16 protein-coding genes are annotated in these 19,200 nt (G+C 43.7%); 11 read left to right on the top strand and 5 right to left on the bottom strand.

The window, feature by feature from the left end; genetic code table 11:
* Window positions 1-86 precede the first annotated feature (86 nt).
* A complete protein-coding gene (gene secA, locus SKC35_RS10830; protein WP_377979382.1) occupies window positions 87-3,440 on the bottom strand; it encodes a preprotein translocase subunit SecA in 3,354 nt (1,117 codons plus the stop codon).
* A 152-nt stretch (window positions 3,441-3,592) separates the two neighbouring features.
* On the opposite strand from secA, the gene SKC35_RS10835 reads away from it, so the two are divergent.
* The 8 genes from SKC35_RS10835 to SKC35_RS10870 all read left to right on the top strand — a co-directional run bounded on the left by SKC35_RS10835 (window position 3,593) and on the right by SKC35_RS10870 (window position 12,411).
* Entirely contained in the window at window positions 3,593-4,066 is a 474-nt protein-coding gene (locus SKC35_RS10835; protein ID WP_377979383.1) for a hypothetical protein, read from the top strand.
* 2 nt (window positions 4,067-4,068) lie between these two features.
* Window positions 4,069-5,439 (top strand): DUF1800 domain-containing protein, encoded by a 1,371-nt coding sequence (locus tag SKC35_RS10840; protein WP_377979384.1) that lies wholly within the window; start codon window positions 4,069-4,071, stop codon window positions 5,437-5,439.
* A 2-nt stretch (window positions 5,440-5,441) separates the two neighbouring features.
* Window positions 5,442-6,980 carry a DUF1501 domain-containing protein gene (locus tag SKC35_RS10845; RefSeq protein WP_377979385.1) on the top strand — a complete coding sequence of 513 codons (1,539 nt, stop codon included), beginning with the start codon at window positions 5,442-5,444 and terminating at the stop codon, window positions 6,978-6,980.
* A gap of 26 nt (window positions 6,981-7,006) precedes the next feature.
* A complete protein-coding gene (locus SKC35_RS10850) occupies window positions 7,007-7,699 on the top strand; it encodes a DUF6089 family protein (RefSeq protein ID WP_377979386.1) in 693 nt (230 codons plus the stop codon).
* A 70-nt stretch (window positions 7,700-7,769) separates the two neighbouring features.
* Window positions 7,770-8,510 carry an isoprenyl transferase gene (locus SKC35_RS10855; protein ID WP_377979387.1) on the top strand — a complete coding sequence of 247 codons (741 nt, stop codon included), beginning with the start codon at window positions 7,770-7,772 and terminating at the stop codon, window positions 8,508-8,510.
* A 16-nt stretch (window positions 8,511-8,526) separates the two neighbouring features.
* A complete protein-coding gene (bamA, locus tag SKC35_RS10860) occupies window positions 8,527-11,169 on the top strand; it encodes an outer membrane protein assembly factor BamA (protein WP_377979388.1) in 2,643 nt (880 codons plus the stop codon).
* Between the two features lie 5 nt (window positions 11,170-11,174).
* A complete protein-coding gene (locus SKC35_RS10865) occupies window positions 11,175-11,756 on the top strand; it encodes an OmpH/Skp family outer membrane protein (protein WP_377979389.1) in 582 nt (193 codons plus the stop codon).
* A 46-nt stretch (window positions 11,757-11,802) separates the two neighbouring features.
* Window positions 11,803-12,411: an OmpH/Skp family outer membrane protein gene (locus tag SKC35_RS10870; protein ID WP_377979390.1), complete on the top strand. Its 609-nt coding sequence runs from the start codon at window positions 11,803-11,805 to the stop codon at window positions 12,409-12,411.
* Between the two features lie 49 nt (window positions 12,412-12,460).
* Here SKC35_RS10870 and SKC35_RS10875 read toward each other — a convergent pair whose 3' ends face one another.
* The 3 genes from SKC35_RS10875 to SKC35_RS10885 are packed head-to-tail and all read right to left on the bottom strand — an operon-like array spanning window position 12,461 to window position 14,882.
* Window positions 12,461-13,192: a sulfite exporter TauE/SafE family protein gene (locus SKC35_RS10875; RefSeq protein WP_377979391.1), complete on the bottom strand. Its 732-nt coding sequence runs from the start codon at window positions 13,190-13,192 to the stop codon at window positions 12,461-12,463.
* A gap of 2 nt (window positions 13,193-13,194) precedes the next feature.
* A complete protein-coding gene (locus SKC35_RS10880; RefSeq protein ID WP_377979392.1) occupies window positions 13,195-13,773 on the bottom strand; it encodes a lipoprotein signal peptidase in 579 nt (192 codons plus the stop codon).
* Window positions 13,770-14,882 carry a proline dehydrogenase family protein gene (locus SKC35_RS10885; protein ID WP_377979393.1) on the bottom strand — a complete coding sequence of 371 codons (1,113 nt, stop codon included), beginning with the start codon at window positions 14,880-14,882 and terminating at the stop codon, window positions 13,770-13,772. The genes SKC35_RS10880 and SKC35_RS10885 overlap by 4 nt, the downstream gene beginning before the upstream one ends.
* 193 nt (window positions 14,883-15,075) lie before the next feature.
* On the opposite strand from SKC35_RS10885, the gene SKC35_RS10890 reads away from it, so the two are divergent.
* Window positions 15,076-16,170 (top strand): chorismate mutase, encoded by a 1,095-nt coding sequence (locus tag SKC35_RS10890; RefSeq protein ID WP_377979394.1) that lies wholly within the window; start codon window positions 15,076-15,078, stop codon window positions 16,168-16,170.
* A 207-nt stretch (window positions 16,171-16,377) separates the two neighbouring features.
* On the opposite strand, the gene SKC35_RS10895 is transcribed toward SKC35_RS10890, so the two are convergent.
* Window positions 16,378-17,259 carry a DMT family transporter gene (locus tag SKC35_RS10895; RefSeq protein ID WP_377979395.1) on the bottom strand — a complete coding sequence of 294 codons (882 nt, stop codon included), beginning with the start codon at window positions 17,257-17,259 and terminating at the stop codon, window positions 16,378-16,380.
* A gap of 60 nt (window positions 17,260-17,319) precedes the next feature.
* Between SKC35_RS10895 and SKC35_RS10900 the strand changes: the two genes are divergently transcribed.
* Entirely contained in the window at window positions 17,320-17,691 is a 372-nt protein-coding gene (locus SKC35_RS10900) for a Rid family detoxifying hydrolase (RefSeq protein WP_377979396.1), read from the top strand.
* Between the two features lie 5 nt (window positions 17,692-17,696).
* Window positions 17,697-19,199 (top strand): glutamate--tRNA ligase, encoded by a 1,503-nt coding sequence (gene gltX / locus SKC35_RS10905; protein ID WP_377979397.1) that lies wholly within the window; start codon window positions 17,697-17,699, stop codon window positions 19,197-19,199.
* The last annotated feature ends 1 nt before the right edge of the window (window position 19,200 follow it).

A 19,200-nucleotide genomic window follows, 5' to 3' on the forward strand; every position in this document is an offset into this window, starting at 1 on the left:
AAACTATTCTCTTTCTGAATTAAATCAAAAAAGGCGCCATCAGCGCCTTTTTATCTATACTCTCTACTCTATAATCTCTACTCTATTTAAGCGATCACCACCGCTCTCCCACTTTCCACATCCTGCTCCACCGTCTTGTACTTCACATCTTCTTTGATGCTTCCGTCAGCGTATTGAACCGTCACGCGTTGGTTACGATCTGCGATTTTGATGGCTTGGCGAGGTGCCGCGCGTTCTACTGAAGGAGTGGAAGGATCGTGGTATTCCTCTTGTGCGCCGGCTAGGCCACCCAATAGAGAAGAAATCGCATCGTCTTTGCTCATTTGCAATTTAGGTGCTTTCTCTTTCGGTGCTTTGGCAGTCGATTGATTCGTTTGTTGAACTGCTGGAATTTCGGCTTTGATCACAAAGCTGATGGTATCCATGTTCACGCGGGCTACGAAACGTTGGAACAAGTTCACGGATTCGAATTTATAGATCAATAAAGGATCTTTTTGTTCGAATACCGCATTTTGAACTGATTGTTTCAAGTCATCCATCTCGCGTAAATGCTCTTTCCACTCTTGGTCGATCAGTGATAAGGTGATGAATTTCTCCATCTCTTTGACCACCTCTTTACCTTGTGTTGAAATCGTTTTATCTGCATCTACGACGATACCTGTGGTCATTTGGCCATTGCTAATCGGCACTTGAATGCCAGAATAACCGTGTTGTTTCGCTTCTTGAGCCACCTGAATGACCTGGGAGGCGATGACCTCGTTTTTCGACTTATAATGTTGCTCTGCGGCTAGGAATAATTGTTCCGTTCTTTGGTCATTATTCAATTTATTGAATGCCAAAGCATCGAATGGAGGCTCCATTCCTAATAACTCGATCGTTTTCAATTCGAAATCATCGTAGCTTGTAAACTGCGTCGCGATGTCGCGGCACACGTCGAACAAGATGTTGACGATATCCAATGATAGTCGCTCGCCTAAAAGGGCGTTTTGACGACGTTTGTAGATGGCATTACGTTGGTAATTCATCACGTCATCATATTCTAATAGACGTTTACGAATGCCAAAGTTATTCTCTTCCACCTTCTTCTGTGCTCTTTCAATCGACGAGGTAATCATCGAGTGTTGAATCACTTCGCCTTCTTCCATTCCCAGACGATCCATCACTTTCGCGATACGGTCTGAACCGAAAAGACGCATCAAGTTATCCTCTAAGGAAACAAAGAACTGTGACGAACCCACATCCCCTTGACGACCCGCACGACCACGCAACTGGCGATCGACGCGACGTGATTCGTGGCGCTCGGTACCGATGATCGCAAGACCACCCGCCGCTTTAGATTCTACACTTAATTTAATATCGGTACCACGACCCGCCATGTTCGTAGCGATCGTTACCTTGCCTGACTGACCCGCTTCTGCGACGATTTCTGCCTCGCGAGCATGTTGTTTGGCATTCAATACATTGTGTTGAATCTTACGAATCGTTAACAAACGGCTCAATAATTCCGAGTTCTCTACCGAAGTCGTACCTACTAGGACAGGACGTCCGCTGGCTACTAATTCTTGAATCTCTTCCGCCACCGCGTTGTACTTCTCGCGCACCGTGCGGTACACTTTATCCTCGTGATCCTTACGTTGAATGACACGATTCGTAGGAATCGAAACGACATCTAGTTTATAGATCGTCCAAAACTCGCCCGCTTCCGTCTCCGCCGTTCCCGTCATACCGCCTAATTTGTGGTACATACGGAAATAGTTTTGGAGGGTAACCGTGGCATAGGTTTGGGATGCATCTTCTACATTCACACCTTCCTTCGCCTCAATCGCCTGGTGCAAGCCATCCGAATAACGGCGGCCTTCCATCACACGACCCGTCTGCTCATCCACGATCTTCACCTTGCCATCTACTAAGATGTATTCTGTATCCTTCTCGAATAGGGTATAGGCCTTCAATAACTGGCTCACCGTGTGAATACGGGATGCTTTCTCGTTGTATTCTTGGATTAATTGCTCCTTCGCGCCTAAACGGTCAGCGTCAGATAATTCCTTGTTTTGCTCTATCTTGTTTAAATCGATAGACAAATCCGGAAGTACGAAGAAGTTCGGATTCTCGGTGTTGCCACTCATAAATTCCAATCCTTTCTCGGTCATCTCCACCTGGTTGTTCTTCTCCTCGATCGTGAACAATAACGGCGCTACTGCCTCTGGCATCAACTTTTGGTTGTCTGCTAGGAACGTACTTTCCGTCTCGTTCATCAATTGCTTCATTCCGTTTTCGGAAAGGAACTTGATCAATGGCTTCGACTTAGGTAAACCTTTGTAGGCACGGTATAGGGCCAAACCACCCTCTTTCTTATCACCAGCGGCAATCAATTTCTTCGCTTCCACTAAGAAGTTCTGAACGATCTGCTTCTGCGCTTCTACTAATTTAAAAATACGCGGCTGGAACGTTTCAAATTCTTGTTCGTCACCTCTTGGAATCGGCCCAGAGATAATCAATGGCGTTCTCGCGTCATCGATTAACACGGAATCGACCTCATCGACCATCGCGAAATGGTGTGGTCTTTGGACTTGATCCTCTAAACTACGCGCCATGTTGTCGCGCAAGTAATCAAAGCCAAATTCATTATTCGTACCATACGTAATGTCCGCCATGTAAGCGACACGACGCTCTTCTGTATTTGGTTCGTGCTTATCGATGCAATCCACTTTTAAGCCGTGGAATTCGAACAATGGCGCGTTCCATTCGGAGTCACGTTTCGCTAAGTAATCATTCACCGTTACTAAGTGAACCCCGCGTCCCGCTAAGGCATTTAAATACGTAGGAAGGGTAGAAACGAGTGTTTTTCCTTCCCCCGTACCCATTTCAGAAATCTTTCCTTGGTGTAATACGATACCCCCGATTAGCTGCACATCGTAGTGCACCATATCCCAGGTAATTTCATTTCCGGCGGCTAACCATTGATTTTTCCAAATTGCTTTCTCGCCCTCAATCACCACATTTTTCTTCTTAGAGGCGATGAATTTATCTTCTACCGTTGCAGAAACAACTAATTGCTTGTTCTCTGTGAAACGACGTGCCGTTTCTTTCACCACCGCGAAGGCTTCTGGCAAGATTTCCATCAATACGACCTCTAAGCGTGAATTACGCTCTAGTTGAAGGGCATCGATTTCTTGGAAAAAACGGTCTTTCGCATCTACATCTTCTGTTTCTTCTGCAGAGGTATGTAGGGAAGTAATTTGATTATCTATATCGGATAAGAAAGCGGCGATGCGCGATTTGAATTCCGCTGTTTTACCGCGTAATTCGTCATCGGACAAGCTGGCTAACTTAGCGTACTCGTTTTTTATATTCTCAACGATAGGCATCAACGCTTTAATGTCGCGCTCTGATTTCGTGCCAAAAATTTTCGTTACCGATTTACTGATGAATGAAATCATTATAATATTCTGTGCTTGTTAGGCGTTTGGAAAAATGAAAAGGCAATTTACCAATTTGAATTTTTATCCTAACTATAATCGATAAATTAATCCGAAAAAATGTTAGAATCCAATCAAAATTAGTTGATTTGTAAATTAATCTCCTCAACAAAATGTCAGACGTTCCAGTTCCACCGCGCAGAGCTCCCCGTAAAAAATTAAAAATGCCCCTTTTCGGAGGAATGGGTGGCGGCGCATCGGCGAATAAGGACGACTTCTTTGGCAAAAACTTTGGCTCTATTCTGATCGCTATGACGGGAATGGCCTTCGCGGCACAGATTTTCTTGCCTAACATTTGGGCTGAAAAAGTTTTTAACGAAGCAGACGAAATCACGGAGATGACCTGGAATGGATCCATCCGCAAGAAATACACCGACGCAAAATACAAGAGTGAAATCCATTATTACCTAGTGATCAAAGGGGAGAAGGGTAAAAAACAGATCGTGGATCTAGTCGACGCGGATCCAGTTTTCTTTGATCAAATCGCCGTTCCTCAGCGCGTAAGCAAAGCCGCGAATTCATTGGATGTCCGCGTGCAACGTTTTTCAAAGCCGGACACCACTTTGCGAATTAAATTTATCAAGTAAATATGGCAGTTTGGAATGTAACCCATGTGAGTCATTTGTTAGGGAGAACGCTCTTCGGGTATTCTAAGAATGACTTATCTGTTGCTCAGGGCTATGGTTCATTCGCCGACTTAGTGGATTTAGCCCTATTAAAAGATAACCCAGCACCAGCCGCTCCTAATACATGGGTGAATACCACACCAGCAGCGTCACAAACGACTTCCGGTGAGACAGGTACTTGGTACCGAGAATTCAATTATTGGTGGTTCAAATTGATGTACAAGGAGGGCCTGAATATGCAGGAGAAAATGGTGCTCTTCTTGCACAATCACTTTGCTAATGAGCGCGATAAAGTCGTATATCCCCAAAACATGTACGCACAAAATGCCCTGTTTAGAAAATATGCCTTTGGTAATTTCAAACAGCTAGTAAAAGAGATTTCGATTGATCCAGCGATGCTCATCTATTTAGATGGCCACAACTCCCGAGGGTCAGCACCTAATGAAAACTATGCGAGGGAGCTCCTCGAGTTATTCACCATGGGCATTGGGAATTATTCAGAAACAGACATTAAACAAGCCGCGAAAGTATTGTCCGGATGGCAAGTTAGTGGTTTGAGCGCTACGTTTGTCGCCTCAAGATGGTACACTGAATCGTCGGTGATGATTTTGGGAAAAACCGCGAAATTCGATATTAACTCGTTAGTTGATCATATTTTTGACCAAAAAGCCACGGCGGAATTCCTCTGCCGAAAACTCTATCAGGAATTTGTTTACTACAAACCGAACGAAACTTTTGTCCTACAAATGGCCGCTGTTCTTCGTTCGAATAATTACGAAATAAAGCCCCTGTTAAAATTCTTATTCACCTCGAATGAATTTTATACTCCTGCCTATATCGGAAGTAAAATCAAGAACCCTACGGAATTAATGGTAGGTGCCGCGAAGCTTTTAGAATTGCCTGCGCCAGATTATATCAATATGTATGAGATGGCCAAAGTCCTTCAAATGCAGCTTTTCCAACCGCCAAACGTAGCAGGCTGGCCAGGTCAGCGGGAATGGATCTCCTCCACCACTTATTCCTACCGGGGAGGATTTACGGATTCTTTAATCACAGGAAAGCGCTATAATGGCGTGGCGGTGACCGGAAAATTGGTTCCGGTTCTTTTTGCCCAAACATTCAACAATTCAGAAAAGGCGGTGGAATTCGTTGACGATGTCTGCCTCTTATTTTTAGCTTTTCCGCCTACAGTAAAAAAGAAAGCATTTTTACTGGAAACCTTATTAGGTGGAACCATCGTTAAAAACTGGTCTACCTACACTCCAGGAGCTAATGTGAATTTGCAGCAATTTTTCAAAGCGGTCATGCGCCTACCTGAATTTCAACTCTGCTAAAAATGAAGAAGGAACTAACTAGGTCTGAGTTTTTACGGCGGATGGCGCTTCTTTCGGGAGGGGTCGGATTAGGCATTTCGGGTATTCCCGGGCAGGCCTACGCCGCATTGCCTGCTGGTTTAGCGGCCTCTGTGCCTGCAGGAAATGCGTTAGTGATCATTCAATTGTCTGGGGGGAATGACGGATTAAATACGGTGATTCCAGCGGAAAACGATACGTACTTTGCGAAAAGACCAGACATCGCGATCAAAAAAGTCGACGCGCTTGCCCTTAAAAATGGGATGTATTTGCATCCTTCGATGACGGGAATAAAATCCTTGTATGATCAAGGAAATGTGGCAATAGTCCAAAGCGTAGGCTACGCAAATCCGAACCGTTCCCACTTCCGCGCCACCGACATCTGGAATACCGGATCGGATGCGAATGTAGTCTGGGAGGAAGGCTGGGCGGCACGTTATTTGGCTGAAAAATACCCTGCATACCCCATTTCGATGCCTGCTCACCCCATGGCCATCCAATTAGGTTCCGTAGAATCCCTACTATTTCAATCCGACATCGGTCGATTCGGTACGGTTTTCGAAGATCCAGCCCTTTTCTATCAGCTTGTTTCCGGAACTTTAGCGGATGATGAAATCCCGCCAGCGACCTTAGCTGGGGATGAATTAGCCTTTTTGAAACAGATTTCTAGTGCCTCAATTCAGTATTCGACCGTCATCCGAGATAGCGCATTAAAGGGAGCGAACTCCATGACTTATCCAGCGACCAATCTAGCAAAACAACTCGGAATCGTTGCAAAACTCATCACAGGAGGACTTGAAACTCCGGTGTATTTATGCACGATCGGTGGATTTGATACACACGCGAATCAGTTAAATCAGCATGCGAATCTGTGGAAACAAATATCTGATGCGGTAGCGGCCTTTCAAAAAGATCTAAAAACCCAAAACAAGGCAGACAAGGTGACGCTGATGACCTTCTCGGAATTTGGGCGTCGGGTAAATCAAAACGGCACTACCGGAACCGACCATGGAACAGCGGCACCGCTATTTGTGATTGGAAATACCGTGCGCGGAGGCCTAATAGGCGATAATCCGAATCTGGCGAACCTAGATTCCAACGGCGATTTAAAACCTAATTTTGACTACCGCCAAGTCTATTCAACCGTATTGTCTGATCATTTAGGCTTGTCCACCACGAGCACTGCCGGTATTTTCAAAAAGTCGTTTGATCGCTTACCCATCTTCTTGAATTCGCCGCTCATTGCGGAGGCCGGAGTTAAAGTCACCCTGCTCGATCCAGCGCCTAATCCAGCCTCCGAACAAGTTCGTATTCAATTTGCGGTCTTCGAAGCGATGCGCGTGGAACTAGCCTTGTTCGATATGCAAGGTCAAAAAGTAGGATCGATTTATGCCGGCGAAGTGCCGAGCGGAACCTATACCTATCCAGTAGATGTAACGCAATTCCCGGCGGGCACGTATTTAGTCAGCTTGGCTGCCTCTACGGGTGCAAGAATTACCAAACGATTAATCATAGTAAATTAGAATCAGATGCTTATCTTTGTAGATTGATGAAAAAGAACCTCTATTTATTGCTTTTATTATCGTTGTTTAGCTTGTCCGCAAGCGCGCAACGCTGGTCATACGGTGCTGGTTTAGGAGGATCCCTCTATCACGGAACGTGGGCTAACTGGCATACTTTACCTAATGACAAGGAGATGGCCATGACGCGTCCCGCTTTAAATCTGCAAGTGCGTTATCAAAACAGTCCTACTTTTGCTTATCGACTTCAAGCCGTGTTTACGGATTTGAAAGGTGGCACAGGAAATCGCGTTTCTCCGGTGACAGTGGCCCTTCCAGTGACGAATTTTGCCACGTCTATTTTTGGATTAGACGCTTTAGTGGAATATAATTTCTTGAATTACCAAAACTCGGTTAGACGTGTAAACAACTGGACTCCGTATTTATATGCGGGTGTTTCTTCGGTTTTTGCCAAAGTAGCCGGTTCCCAAGATGGGGTAGGTTTCAAGACCAATACGAAAATGAATTATGCCTTACCTTTCGGGGTAGGGGTGAAATACCAATTATCACCTAGCTGGGGAATTCAATTCGATTTAGGTGCGAGAAAGACTTTTACAGATGCGCTGGATCGTCCTTTGTCCGATGGAGAAGCATCGTTTAATTTAACGAAAGGGGATCAGTTTTTGAATTCTTCCTTCACCGTTACCTACACGATTCAGTCGGTTTTTTGTCCTACCTATTAACAAGTTTTAATTGGATAGGGTGGTCAATATGACTACATTTGCCCCTTATTGAATACAAATCCTTTAGAAATTGAAAGAGTTAATTGATCTACGTAATGTTCCAGTTCACATCGCCGTTATTATGGATGGTAATGGACGCTGGGCAAAGCAACAAGGGATCATGGATCGTGTTTTTGGACATAGATCTGCCTTGAAAGCAGTGCGGGAGACGATCGAGGGCTGTGGAGAATTAGGCGTACAGTTTTTGACTTTATATGCCTTTTCTACCGAGAATTGGAATCGTCCTAAAGCAGAAGTAACGGCGTTAATGACGCTGTTAGTGAGTGCAATTAAGGATGAATTGCCCGGAATGATCCAGAAGGATATTCGCCTTAAGGCAATCGGGGATTTAAGTAAATTACCTGCTTCTTCTCGTGCTGAATTAGAAAAGGCGATGGAGAAAACAGCAAACAACAAGGGTTTGACCTTGAATTTAGCACTTTCCTATTCTGGTAAATGGGATATCGTGCAAGCAACGCAGCAAATAGCGGAGAAAGTAAAAAGTGGCGAATTAAACGCAGCATCCATTAATGCTGATACGATAAATAAATACCTGTCTACGGCGGGAATGCCTGATCCTGATTTAATGATTAGAACGGGAGGAGACCACCGGATTAGTAATTTTATGCTGTGGCAATTAGCCTATGCAGAGTTGTATATTTTTGAAGATTTGTTTTGGCCTGATTTTAGAAAAGAACATCTAAATGAAGCGATTATAGACTTTCAAATGCGTGAGAGACGTTTTGGAAAGATAAGTGAACAATTAAATTAAGGGCTGAGGCCCCCGTATGAAAAAATCAATTGCCATCCGATTAAAGAATAACCGTAGCCTCTTTTTGGGCCTACTCATTTTTATCCTAGGAGCGTATTCTGCCTCTGCCCAAATTTTGGGTGGCGCTCGTTCCCTCAGTTCAGCACTTCCTGAAACGAATTTCTCGTATGCAGATCCGAAGGAATATACCATTGCGGATATTCAAGTAACGGGTTCTCAGTTTTACGATGGAACTTCGATGATTAACATCTCAGGCCTTCAGGTAGGAGATAAAATCAAGGTGCCAGGAGAAGCGATTGGTGCAGCGATTCGCAAGATTATGAATCAAGGGATCTTGGACGAAGTGCAGATCTATGCGACGAAAGCGGAAGAAGGAAAGATTTGGCTAACGATTGAGTTAAAAGAACGCCCTCGTTTATTCTCTATCAAATACACGGGAATCAGAAAAGGGGAGCAAGAGGCGCTGAATGAGAAGATGAAGACCTATAAAGGGAAAATCATCACCGAGACGCTTCGTAAAAACTTAGAATTGACAATTCGTAAATATTACCAAGAAAAAGGACGCTTAAACGCAAAAACGAAGTCGACCATCAAGACGGATTCGATGCGCGGTAACAATGCGATTTTGCAAGTGACGGTCGATAAGGGCGAGAAAGTGAAAGTGCATAAAATCATCATTAACGGTATCGATGAAAGTCAACGTTCGTTGATTTTACGTAAGATTAAGAATACAAAGCAGATTCGCTTTGGCCGTATCTTCAAGCCGTCTAAATTCGTTCCTAAGAAATGGGATGAAGACAAAGAAAAGTTACTAGCGGCGATGAATAAATTAGGTTACCGTGATTTCCAATTGAAGTCTGATTCCATTGGTAACTTCAACAAGGAGTCCATTAACCTAGTTTTAAACATTGAGCAAGGTCGTAAATACTATTACAGAAGCATTCGTTTTGAAGGTAACTACATCTATCCTGATTCCGTTTTACACGACGTATTAGGGGTAAAGAAAGGTGATGTATACAATACAGAAGAATTAGACAAGAAAATGAACTCGAATCCGGGGGAGGATTTAAGTTCCGTTTACATGGATAATGGGTATTTATACTACCGCGCAGAGCCAGTTGAAACGGCAATTGAAGGGGATTCCATCGATTTGACCATTCGTATTTCTGAGGGAAAGCAAGCCACGATTAACAAGGTAACCTTGAATGGTAATACAAAGACATCTGATCACGTAGTGATGCGGGAGATTCGTACCTTACCAGGTCAGAAATTTAATAAGTCTGCGATTATTCGAACGGTCCGTGAGCTTTCGACCATCGGTTACTTTAATCCAGAGAAAATCAGCCCTAATCCAGTTCCACGCCCAGATGGAACGGTAGATATCGAGTACAATGTAGAAGAAAAACCATCTGATCAGATTGAACTTTCTGGAGGCTGGGGAGGCTATATAGGTTTTGTTGGTACTTTGGGGGTTGTGTTCAATAACTTCTCGGCGAAGAATATCTTTAATCCTAAGTCCTATCATCCATTGCCTGCAGGTGATGGCCAAAAGTTAGCCGTCAAATTCCAAGCAAACGGAGCGGCTTACCAGAATTATAGTTTAACCTTTACAGAACCTTGGTTAGGTGGTAAAAAGCCTAATTCGTTCTCCATTTCATTGAATAGTAGTATTTCATATCCTTACCAATTTCAATCCGCGAGTATGGGAGGATATGGTAGCGGTTATGGAAGTAGTTATGGAAGTGGCTATGGTGGTTACGGCGGCTATGGTGGAGGTTATGGCAGTGGCTATGGTAGCTACGGTGGTTATTCTGTGCCTGATTCCTTAAAAAGTGCTCACTTTAACGTGACAAGTTTAACCTTAAGTTTAGGAAAGCGTTTGAAATGGCCAGATGATTATTTCTCATTAAGCCATTCTATCTCCTTTGCGAAGTACGATGTGGATCGTTATTACACGTGGGCTTATCCACAGGGTATCTCAACGTCTGTGACCTTTATGACGAACTTTTCTCGTAACAGTATTGATAATCCTACGTTCCCTCGTTCGGGATCGAGTTTCTCATTGACAGGTTCATTGACTCCTCCTTATTCCTTGTTAGGAGGGAACAAGGATAATCTGTTGATTGAGTACCATAAGTGGATGATGGATGCGAGCTGGTTTAGTCCATTAGTGGGTAAATTCATCTTGCATACGCGTGCTCACTTAGGTTTCTTGGGTTCATATGGCGGAAAAGAGACGACTCGTTTTGAGCGCTTTGACTTAGGTGGTTCGGGTATGGTGCAAGGTTTCTCCTTTAACCGCGATATCGTAGGTTTAAGAGGGTATAAAGACCGCGTTATTGGGCCATCGGGTTCGTATGGTAATGGGGGAGTTGCCTATAACAAGTTTGTCATGGAAGTACGTTATCCAGTATCCTTAAATCCATCGGCAACGATCTTCTTGTTAGGATTTGCGGAAGGCGGGAATAACTTCGCTTCGTTAAGCGAATACAGTCCGTTTAATTTATACAAGGCGGCTGGATTTGGTGCACGTATTTTTATGCCGGCATTCGGGATGATCGGAATTGACTACGGAATGGGCTTTGATAAGCCACGTCCGGGAGATACAGATTTTGGTCGTCAAGCCTTTACCTTCTCTATCGGACAACAACTTAGATAATCCCCATGCGTTTGCTGCTGACAATTCTGGGTATTTTGCTGTTTGCGAGCTCGAGCTTTGCACAAAAATTCGGTTATGTCGACACGGAGTTCATTACATCTAAGATGCCGGAGTATGCCAAAGCGCAGCAGCAAATCGACCAGAACACCAAGACCTGGTTAGCGGAGGTTGAAAAGAAAAAGCAAGAGCTAGAGAAGCTTGAAAAGGAATTTAAGCTAGAGGAACTCCTGTTAACGGAGGATTTAAAGCAGCAAAGATTATCAGCCATACAAGCTAAAGGTAAGGAAGCGAAGGCTTTTGAGAATCAGGTTTTTGGTGCGGAGGGTGAGTTATTTAAACTAAAGCAAACGGCCTATAAATCGATTTTAGATCAAATATCGAAAGCGATTGAAAAAGTAGTTAGAGCGAAACGCTTAGACTTCATCTTTGATAAGGCAAACGACGGATTGGTTTTATTGTATACGAATCCTGTCCACGACTACTCTGACTATGTTTTAGAGGAATTAGGTTTAGAGTTAGATCCTAATTTGGTAGAAAAAACAAAGAAAGAAGAGGCGCAAGAGCAGAAAAGTCCTAAAAAGAATTAATTTTACCCTAAATAATACAGAGAACACAAACAAATTATTAATACACATGAAAAACAAGTTTATTTTGGCCGCAGGCCTACTTTTCGGATTAGCTGCTTTGCCTGCTACGGCTCAAGTAAAAATCGGATTCATCTACCAAGAGAAAATTTATAGCCAAATGCCAGAGGCTAAGCAAGTAGAGGAAGATTTGAAAAACACAGAGAAGCAATACCAAACATTGATTCAAGCGAAAATCAAAGATTTCCAAGATAAAGCAGCGGTATACGAGAAGTTACCAGCGAACACGTCTGATATCATCAAGCAAGACAAAGAGAAAGAATTACAAAACTTGCAAACTTCGATTCAGGAATTTCAGCAAAATGCACAAACTTCGATCCAAAAGAAGCAAGCTCAGTTGTTACAACCAGTGGTGAAGAAGATTGAAGAAAACATGCACGCAGTAGCGAATGAGAACGCCTATACATTTGTATTCAACAACTACGAGCCAGGTACAGGTGCTAACCCTGTGTTATTGCACTTCCCAGCGGAGGCAGATATCTCTGACTTAGTATTGAAGAAAATGGGTATTACTCCACGTCCAGCAGGTGCGCCAGCTCCAGCGGCGGCGGCTCCAGTAGCAGCACCAGCTGCGAAACCAGCTGCTCCTAAGAAGTAATTCTGACAGCCTTTATTCAAGAAGCCCGATCGAAAACGATTGGGCTTCTTTATGCCCTGAAATACTGGATGGTTTGCAAGATGGAAATTGTTCCGATCACCCCCAGCACAATGTAATGAAAGTATTTTTCTGGAATGTAGGCAAGTATCCTTTTGCCTAGGTAAGATCCTAAGATGGCGATAACAATCAGAAAAGGAATCAGTATAAGGTGTTCTTGTGTAAAATAACCTTGTAGGATATACACCACCGCACGGCTAGAATCTACCCCTAAATCAATCAAAGCAGACGTGGCGATGAAGATGTCTTTTTCTAGGCCAAAAGCCGCCAAAGTAATTCCTCTAATCGCACCACCTGTTCCGATTAAGCCAGCTAAAAAGCCTGAAATCACACCTCCTGTGTACAGATTAAAATTGCTCTGTTTGATCTTTTTTCCTGCGCCTGAGATCAAGAATACGGTTAAACCAAGGATGATGAGGTTCATGCATAATTCGATCTCTTTTAAGGGAATAATAGAAGTTAAATAAGCCCCTAGAATGACAAAGAGTACGGCAGGGATGCCTAGTTTCAGGGCGATGGTTTTATCTATCCCTTTTTGGAATAAAAAAATCTTCGAGAGATTGCTGAAAACATGGAAAACGGCTGTGATGCCTAAGACTAATTTGAAATCAATGAAAATGGATGCCAAAGGAACGAATAGGATGGAGGAACCGAATCCGCTGATCGTGCCTATGATCTCCGCTAACAAGGCTAATAAAAAGAAGAGATAAAAGCCTTGGTTCATGTTTATTCGTCTTTTAGGAGAAACTTGTTTTGGAAAAACAAGATAGCCATTACCCCACAAAAGATGGCGGCATCAGCGAAATTAAAGATAGGCGTGGAATAATACGACCCACCCCAAAGAGGAATCCAAGATGGTAAAGTGCCCTCATAAAAATCCGCAAAGAACATATCAATCACTTGACCATGGAACCAGCTCATCGGCGCGCCTGCTGGTGCATTATTAAACCAAACCCCGTAAAATACGGAGTCAATCAAATTTCCAATGGCGCCTCCTAAAATCAAAGCCACAGAGACCAGCAAGCCAGTAGGACTGTTTTTAACAGTTAAAGAATGCAAGTAATAACCAATCCCGAACATCGCCACGATGCGGAAACTAGTTAACATGAGTTTGCCCCAAATAGAACCAATCTGAATACCAAAGGCCATCCCCGGATTCAAGGTATAGTGTAATTTGAAGAAGTCTCCAATCAGAGGAATTTGGCCAAAATAACCGGGTTCCATCCACGTGTGAACCGCTATTTTAATCCCCTGATCTAGGGCAATAATCAAAATGCTTAACAAGAAATAGCGGTAATTTTTCATTGGTTGTTTCGGCGGTTTACTTCTTTTTGTAAAAGGGCAAATTCGCGGGAAGTCTGTCCTGCGATGGAACTATTCTCTTCTGCTCGGCGGAATAGATACGGCATTACGGCATCTACGGGGCCGTAAGGAACGTATTTGGCCACGTTATAGCCTGAGGCAGCTAAATTATAAGAGATGTTATCTGACATGCCTAATAATTGCGCAAAATAGATGTTCGGGTGATTGCTCGGTATTTGTAAGGCATTCATGGCATCACAAAGACGTAAACAGCTCGCCTCGTTGTGGGTACCCATGCAGAAATGTACGTGTTCTACGTGTTTTAGGCAAAATTCAACGCCTAAATCATAATCGCGGTCTGTATCTTCTTTGCAAACATGTAATGGCTCAGAATACTCATCCTCGTGGGCCTTTTGGCGTTCTTTTTCTAAATAAGCCCCGCGCACTAATTTCACTCCTAGGAAATAATTCTTTTCCTCCGCTGCTGCAATTGCGTCTTTTAGGTTCGCTAGCATGTCGTGGCGGTACATTTGGAACGTATTGTAGATGATGGCTGTCTCTTGGTTGTATTTTGCCATCATCTCATAGGTCAATTGGTCGATCGTGGTCTGGATCCAGCTTTCTTCTGCATCGATGAAAAGGCGAACCTTTAATGTGTGTGCTAGATCGCAAATCTCCATCAAAAGGTCCTTGCTATGATCGAATAATTCCTGCTCTTCTTCTGTTAATTCTGCTTCGGTTTGTGCTTTTTCCAAAAGCTCTGCCTTAAAGATCCCCGTCACCTTGAAAACAGCAAAGGGAATGGCCGGATTTTCGGCCGATTTACGGATGGTTTTTAGGATTTCCTCCTTGGTTTTTTGGAATGATTTTTCGCTTTCTTCCCCTTCTACCGAGTAATCCAAAATAGTCCCGATTTTCGCTTTTTCGAGTTCTTGAATCGTTGATTCACAGCCATCTATGGTTTCTCCGCCACAAAATTGAGCGAAAATGGTGCTTTTTATGACTTTTTTAACCGGAAAATGCAGGAAAAGGAATAATTTGATGAAAAAAGTGCCTAAATTTACGAGCCAATTTTGGTTCATTGCAGCAAAAATCCAATAGGACTTTTTCAACTGAAAATTGTCTTTCGATGCAAAGGCGATTTGAGTATCCTCAAAAGATAAACTTGTTGAGGAGTATGTTGATGATTTTTTTGTCATTTGTGCGAAAAATTGTTGCAAATATAAGTTAATTATTATCGATTGCTTAAGAAATAAATAAACAAATCAATAGGGGACGGAAGTCCTCGTTAACCGTCAGATTATTATGAATGCCAATTTAGACATTGTACCGATGCAGGACTGGATTCAGACGAACGGCAAGCCCTTGATCATCGCGGGTCCCTGTTCTGCTGAGACAGAAGAGCAAGTATTAGAAACCGCTCGCCGTATCAAAGCGGAGGGTTATGCTCACATCATGAGAGCGGGTGTTTGGAAACCTCGTACACGTCCAGGCAGTTTTGAAGGGATGGGAGAACCAGCTTTGAAATGGTTAGTAGAAGCAAAGAAAGAAACAGGATTACCTTTAGCGATTGAAGTAGCTACTCCAGAGCACATTGAATTAGCCTTGAAATATGGCGTTGATGTTTTATGGATCGGTGCTCGTACAACGGTTAACCCGTTTAACGTACAAGATTTAGCGGATGCTTTGAAAGGAGTAGACGTTCCTGTATTAGTAAAGAATCCAGTGAATCCTGATTTAGCTCTTTGGGTAGGTGCTTTTGAGCGTCTTCAAGGATCAGGTATCAAGAAATTAGGTGCTATCCACCGTGGATTCTCGAATGCACAAGAAACAAAGTACCGTAACTCTCCTATGTGGGCGATGGCAGTAGAATTAAAGCGTTTGTTCCCTCAAATGCCTTTGATCGGTGACCCATCTCACATGGCTGGTAAGCGTGCGTTATTGATGGAATTGTCTCAACGTATTTTGGATTTGAACTACGATGGTATGATCATCGAAACTCACCGCGATCCAGATGCAGCTTGGTCAGATGCTTCACAACAAGTAACTCCGGAGAAATTAGGCGAAATGTTACGTGACCTAGAAGTTCGCAACGCGAGCTACGGCGCAGACTTCTCTGATGAATTAGCAGGTCTTCGTGAGAAAATCGACAACATCGACCGTGAATTATTAGAAGTGCTGGCTGCTCGTATGTCAGTAGTAGAGAAATTAGGGGAATACAAGCGTGATAACAACGTAGCGGTATTGCAATTAGATCGTTGGAAGCAATTACATAACGACCGTGCAAACCAAGCGAAAGGTTTAGCTTTATATCCAGAATTCGTAGAAGAGCTATTCAAATTAGTTCACTTAGAGTCTATCCGTAAGCAAACGGAAGTGATGAATAATGCGACAGCTTAATTAGTCCGAAGTCCGGAGGAAATGAGTCCGGAAGATTTTATTAAAAATGGGGCCCTTAAAAGGTCCCATTTTTTGTTTAATGCATAATTTATTTAAAGTATAAAGCACAAAGAATAAAGCATAAAGATTGAATCCGCGAATCGGATGCAATCATGAAATGTCCCTCCGGACTCAATCCCTCCGGACTCAATCCCTCCGGACTAAAGACTAGCGACTAATCTTCCACCCCGCCCACACAATCAGCCCCATCCCCAGAAATGTCAGCAAATCTGGTAATCCGTGGCCTAGCACCACCTCAATCGCAATTGAAAAGATAACGGCGCTATTTCCCACTACGCCTACTACACTTGCTTTCTCGTTTAATAGCGCCTGCGTGGTAAAGTATTGAACGCCTAAAGCTAAAAGACCCATCACTAAGGCCCAGATCCATTCCGCTAGAGAGGGCTGCACCCAAACACCCGTCACGAAGCTATTTTCAAAACCACCTAGTGTTCCCGTTAAAAGGGAAAGGGTAGAAGCGATTAATCCAGCTCCCATAAAGGAAACGACGACCCAACGGGAATCGTAGTATTTTTGAGCCTCTTTAATGGCTAAATAACCTAAGGCTGTGCCCATCGCATAGATGATTCCGGTACTATGATGCCAAAGCGATCCGCCGCTTCCAGGTTGAAAAATCAACAAGATACCAAAGAAGCCGATCAGTAGAAATAATACTTGTTTGCTGGAAAGTCCCTCATTTGGCAATAAAAAGAAGCTAAAAACCGCGATGAAGAGCGGGAATGCCTGTCCATAAGTGTTCGTTAAGGATAAACCCAGGTGTTCCAACGTATAGAAGAGGCAATACAAGGTAAAGGCGCCTAAAAGTCCACGTAGGATAATGAAATAGAGTTTGCCACCTGCTTGAACGGCCGGTTTTCGGTATAGGCTAGTTAATAAGAAAGGTAATCCTACGGCGCTTCGGAAAAAGACGAGTTGAATGGAGCTGAACGTGTGGCTCATTTCTTTTGCAATCGCGGACATGATCGCGAAGCAAAGCGAGGAGAGTAACATGAAAAAGACTCCTTTATTGGAGTAAATTCGTTTCAACATCTAGATATAAATTTCGAGGATTAGCTCAAATTTTGGTAACTTGCATTTCATTTCAAAGGTATGACAAAAAAAATAATTTTATCTCCTGAAGCACCTGCTCCCATTGGACCTTATTCCCAGGCAGTTGAGGTGAACAACACGCTTTACGTGTCTGGTCAGATTGCCTTGTCCGTTTTCGAGGCGGGTGGATCGATTGAAGAAGAGACCAATCAAGTGATGTTGAATTTGCAACATATTTTGACAGCGGCTGGCTATACGTTCGAACAGGTGGTGAAGTGTTCCATTTTTGTGAAGGATATGGGTCATTTTGGCCAAATCAATGAAGTCTACGGCCGTTATTTCGTTCAAAATCCTCCCGCTAGAGAGACGGTAGAGGTGGCACGCTTGCCTAAGGATGTGCGTGTGGAGATTTCGTGTATTGCCTATAAATAATAACTATGTCTGATTCAGTACGTGTTCGCTTTGCGCCCAGTCCTACGGGACCACTCCACATCGGAGGGGTAAGAACCGCTTTATATAATTACCTGTTTGCCCGCAAAATGGGGGGTAAATTCTTGTTACGTATCGAAGATACCGACCAGGCGCGTTTTGTGCCGGGTGCGGAAAACTATATTTTAGAGAGCTTAGCTTGGTTAGGCATCAGCCCAGACGAGGGTGTAGGCGTGGGTGGACCACATGAACCTTATCGCCAAAGCGAACGCAAAGACCTCTACAAGGCCTATGCGGATCAATTATTAGCAGATGGCAAAGCCTATTACGCCTTTGACACCTCGGAAGAATTAGACGCGATGCGTGCTAGCTTCGAGAGCCAAGGTTCTGCCTTTCAATACAATTCATTAACCCGTGTGAAGTTGAAAAATTCGATTGCGTTGGCTCCGGCTGAGGTGGATGAATTGATCGCTTCCGGAACACCTTACGTCATTCGCTTGAAAGTTCCAGCGAAAGGGGAGGTGCGTTTCCAAGACAGCATTCGCGATTGGGTACACGTGCACACGTCCAGCATCGATGACAAAGTCTTGATGAAGTCGGACGGGATGCCTACCTACCATTTGGCGAACGTGGTGGATGATCACATCATGGAAATTACCCACGTGATTCGGGGTGAAGAATGGTTGCCATCAGCACCATTGCACATTTTATTGTACCAAGCTTTCGGTTGGAAAGCGCCTCAGTTTGCCCATTTGCCTCTTTTATTAAAACCTGAGGGGAATGGTAAGTTGTCCAAAAGAGACGCGGATTTAGGTGGTTTCCCCGTATTCCCTATGGAATGGACGGATCCGGCTACAGGTGCGGTTTCTAAAGGATTTAAGCAAGAAGGTTATCTAAAAGAAGCCACCTTGAATTTCTTGGCTTTCTTAGGCTGGAATCCAGGGACTGAGCAAGAGATGTTCAGCTTAACAGAACTAGCAGATGCCTTCTCTTTAGAACGTATTAACAAAGCGGGTGCGAAGTTCGATGTAAAAAAAGCCCAATGGTTTAATGAGCAATATATTAAGCAACAGGATCCAGCAGCCTTAGCGGCAGATTATCTGCCTAACTTACCAGCTGATCAGGGTCTTGCCTTTGTAACTTTGTTCTTGGATCGCATTACGTTCCCACAAGAATTAGCGGTGAAAGTGGCGGAGTTTCAAGCGCGTCCAGCGATTTATGATGAAGCTGTTTTAGCTTCCAAATGGAATGCTGATGCGGCGTCTGGTTTGCAATTTATCGCTCAGGCTTTACCTGGTGTAGATTCGTGGGAGCCAGAAGGCATCAAACACGCAATTCACGAGGTATTAGAGGCGAATGGAATTAAGATGGGTAAAGTGATGCAGATTTTGCGCGTGGCCTTGAGTGGAAACGGAGCAGGTTCAGATTTAATGATTTCGATGCAATTATGGGGTAAAGCGGAGGTGATCGAGCGATTGTCTACGGCTTTGGCAGAATTCCCTGCATTATAAA

This window comes from Aquirufa originis (assembly GCF_042714495.1).
In the GTDB taxonomy this organism is placed as follows: Bacteria; Bacteroidota; Bacteroidia; order Cytophagales; family Spirosomataceae; genus Aquirufa; species Aquirufa originis.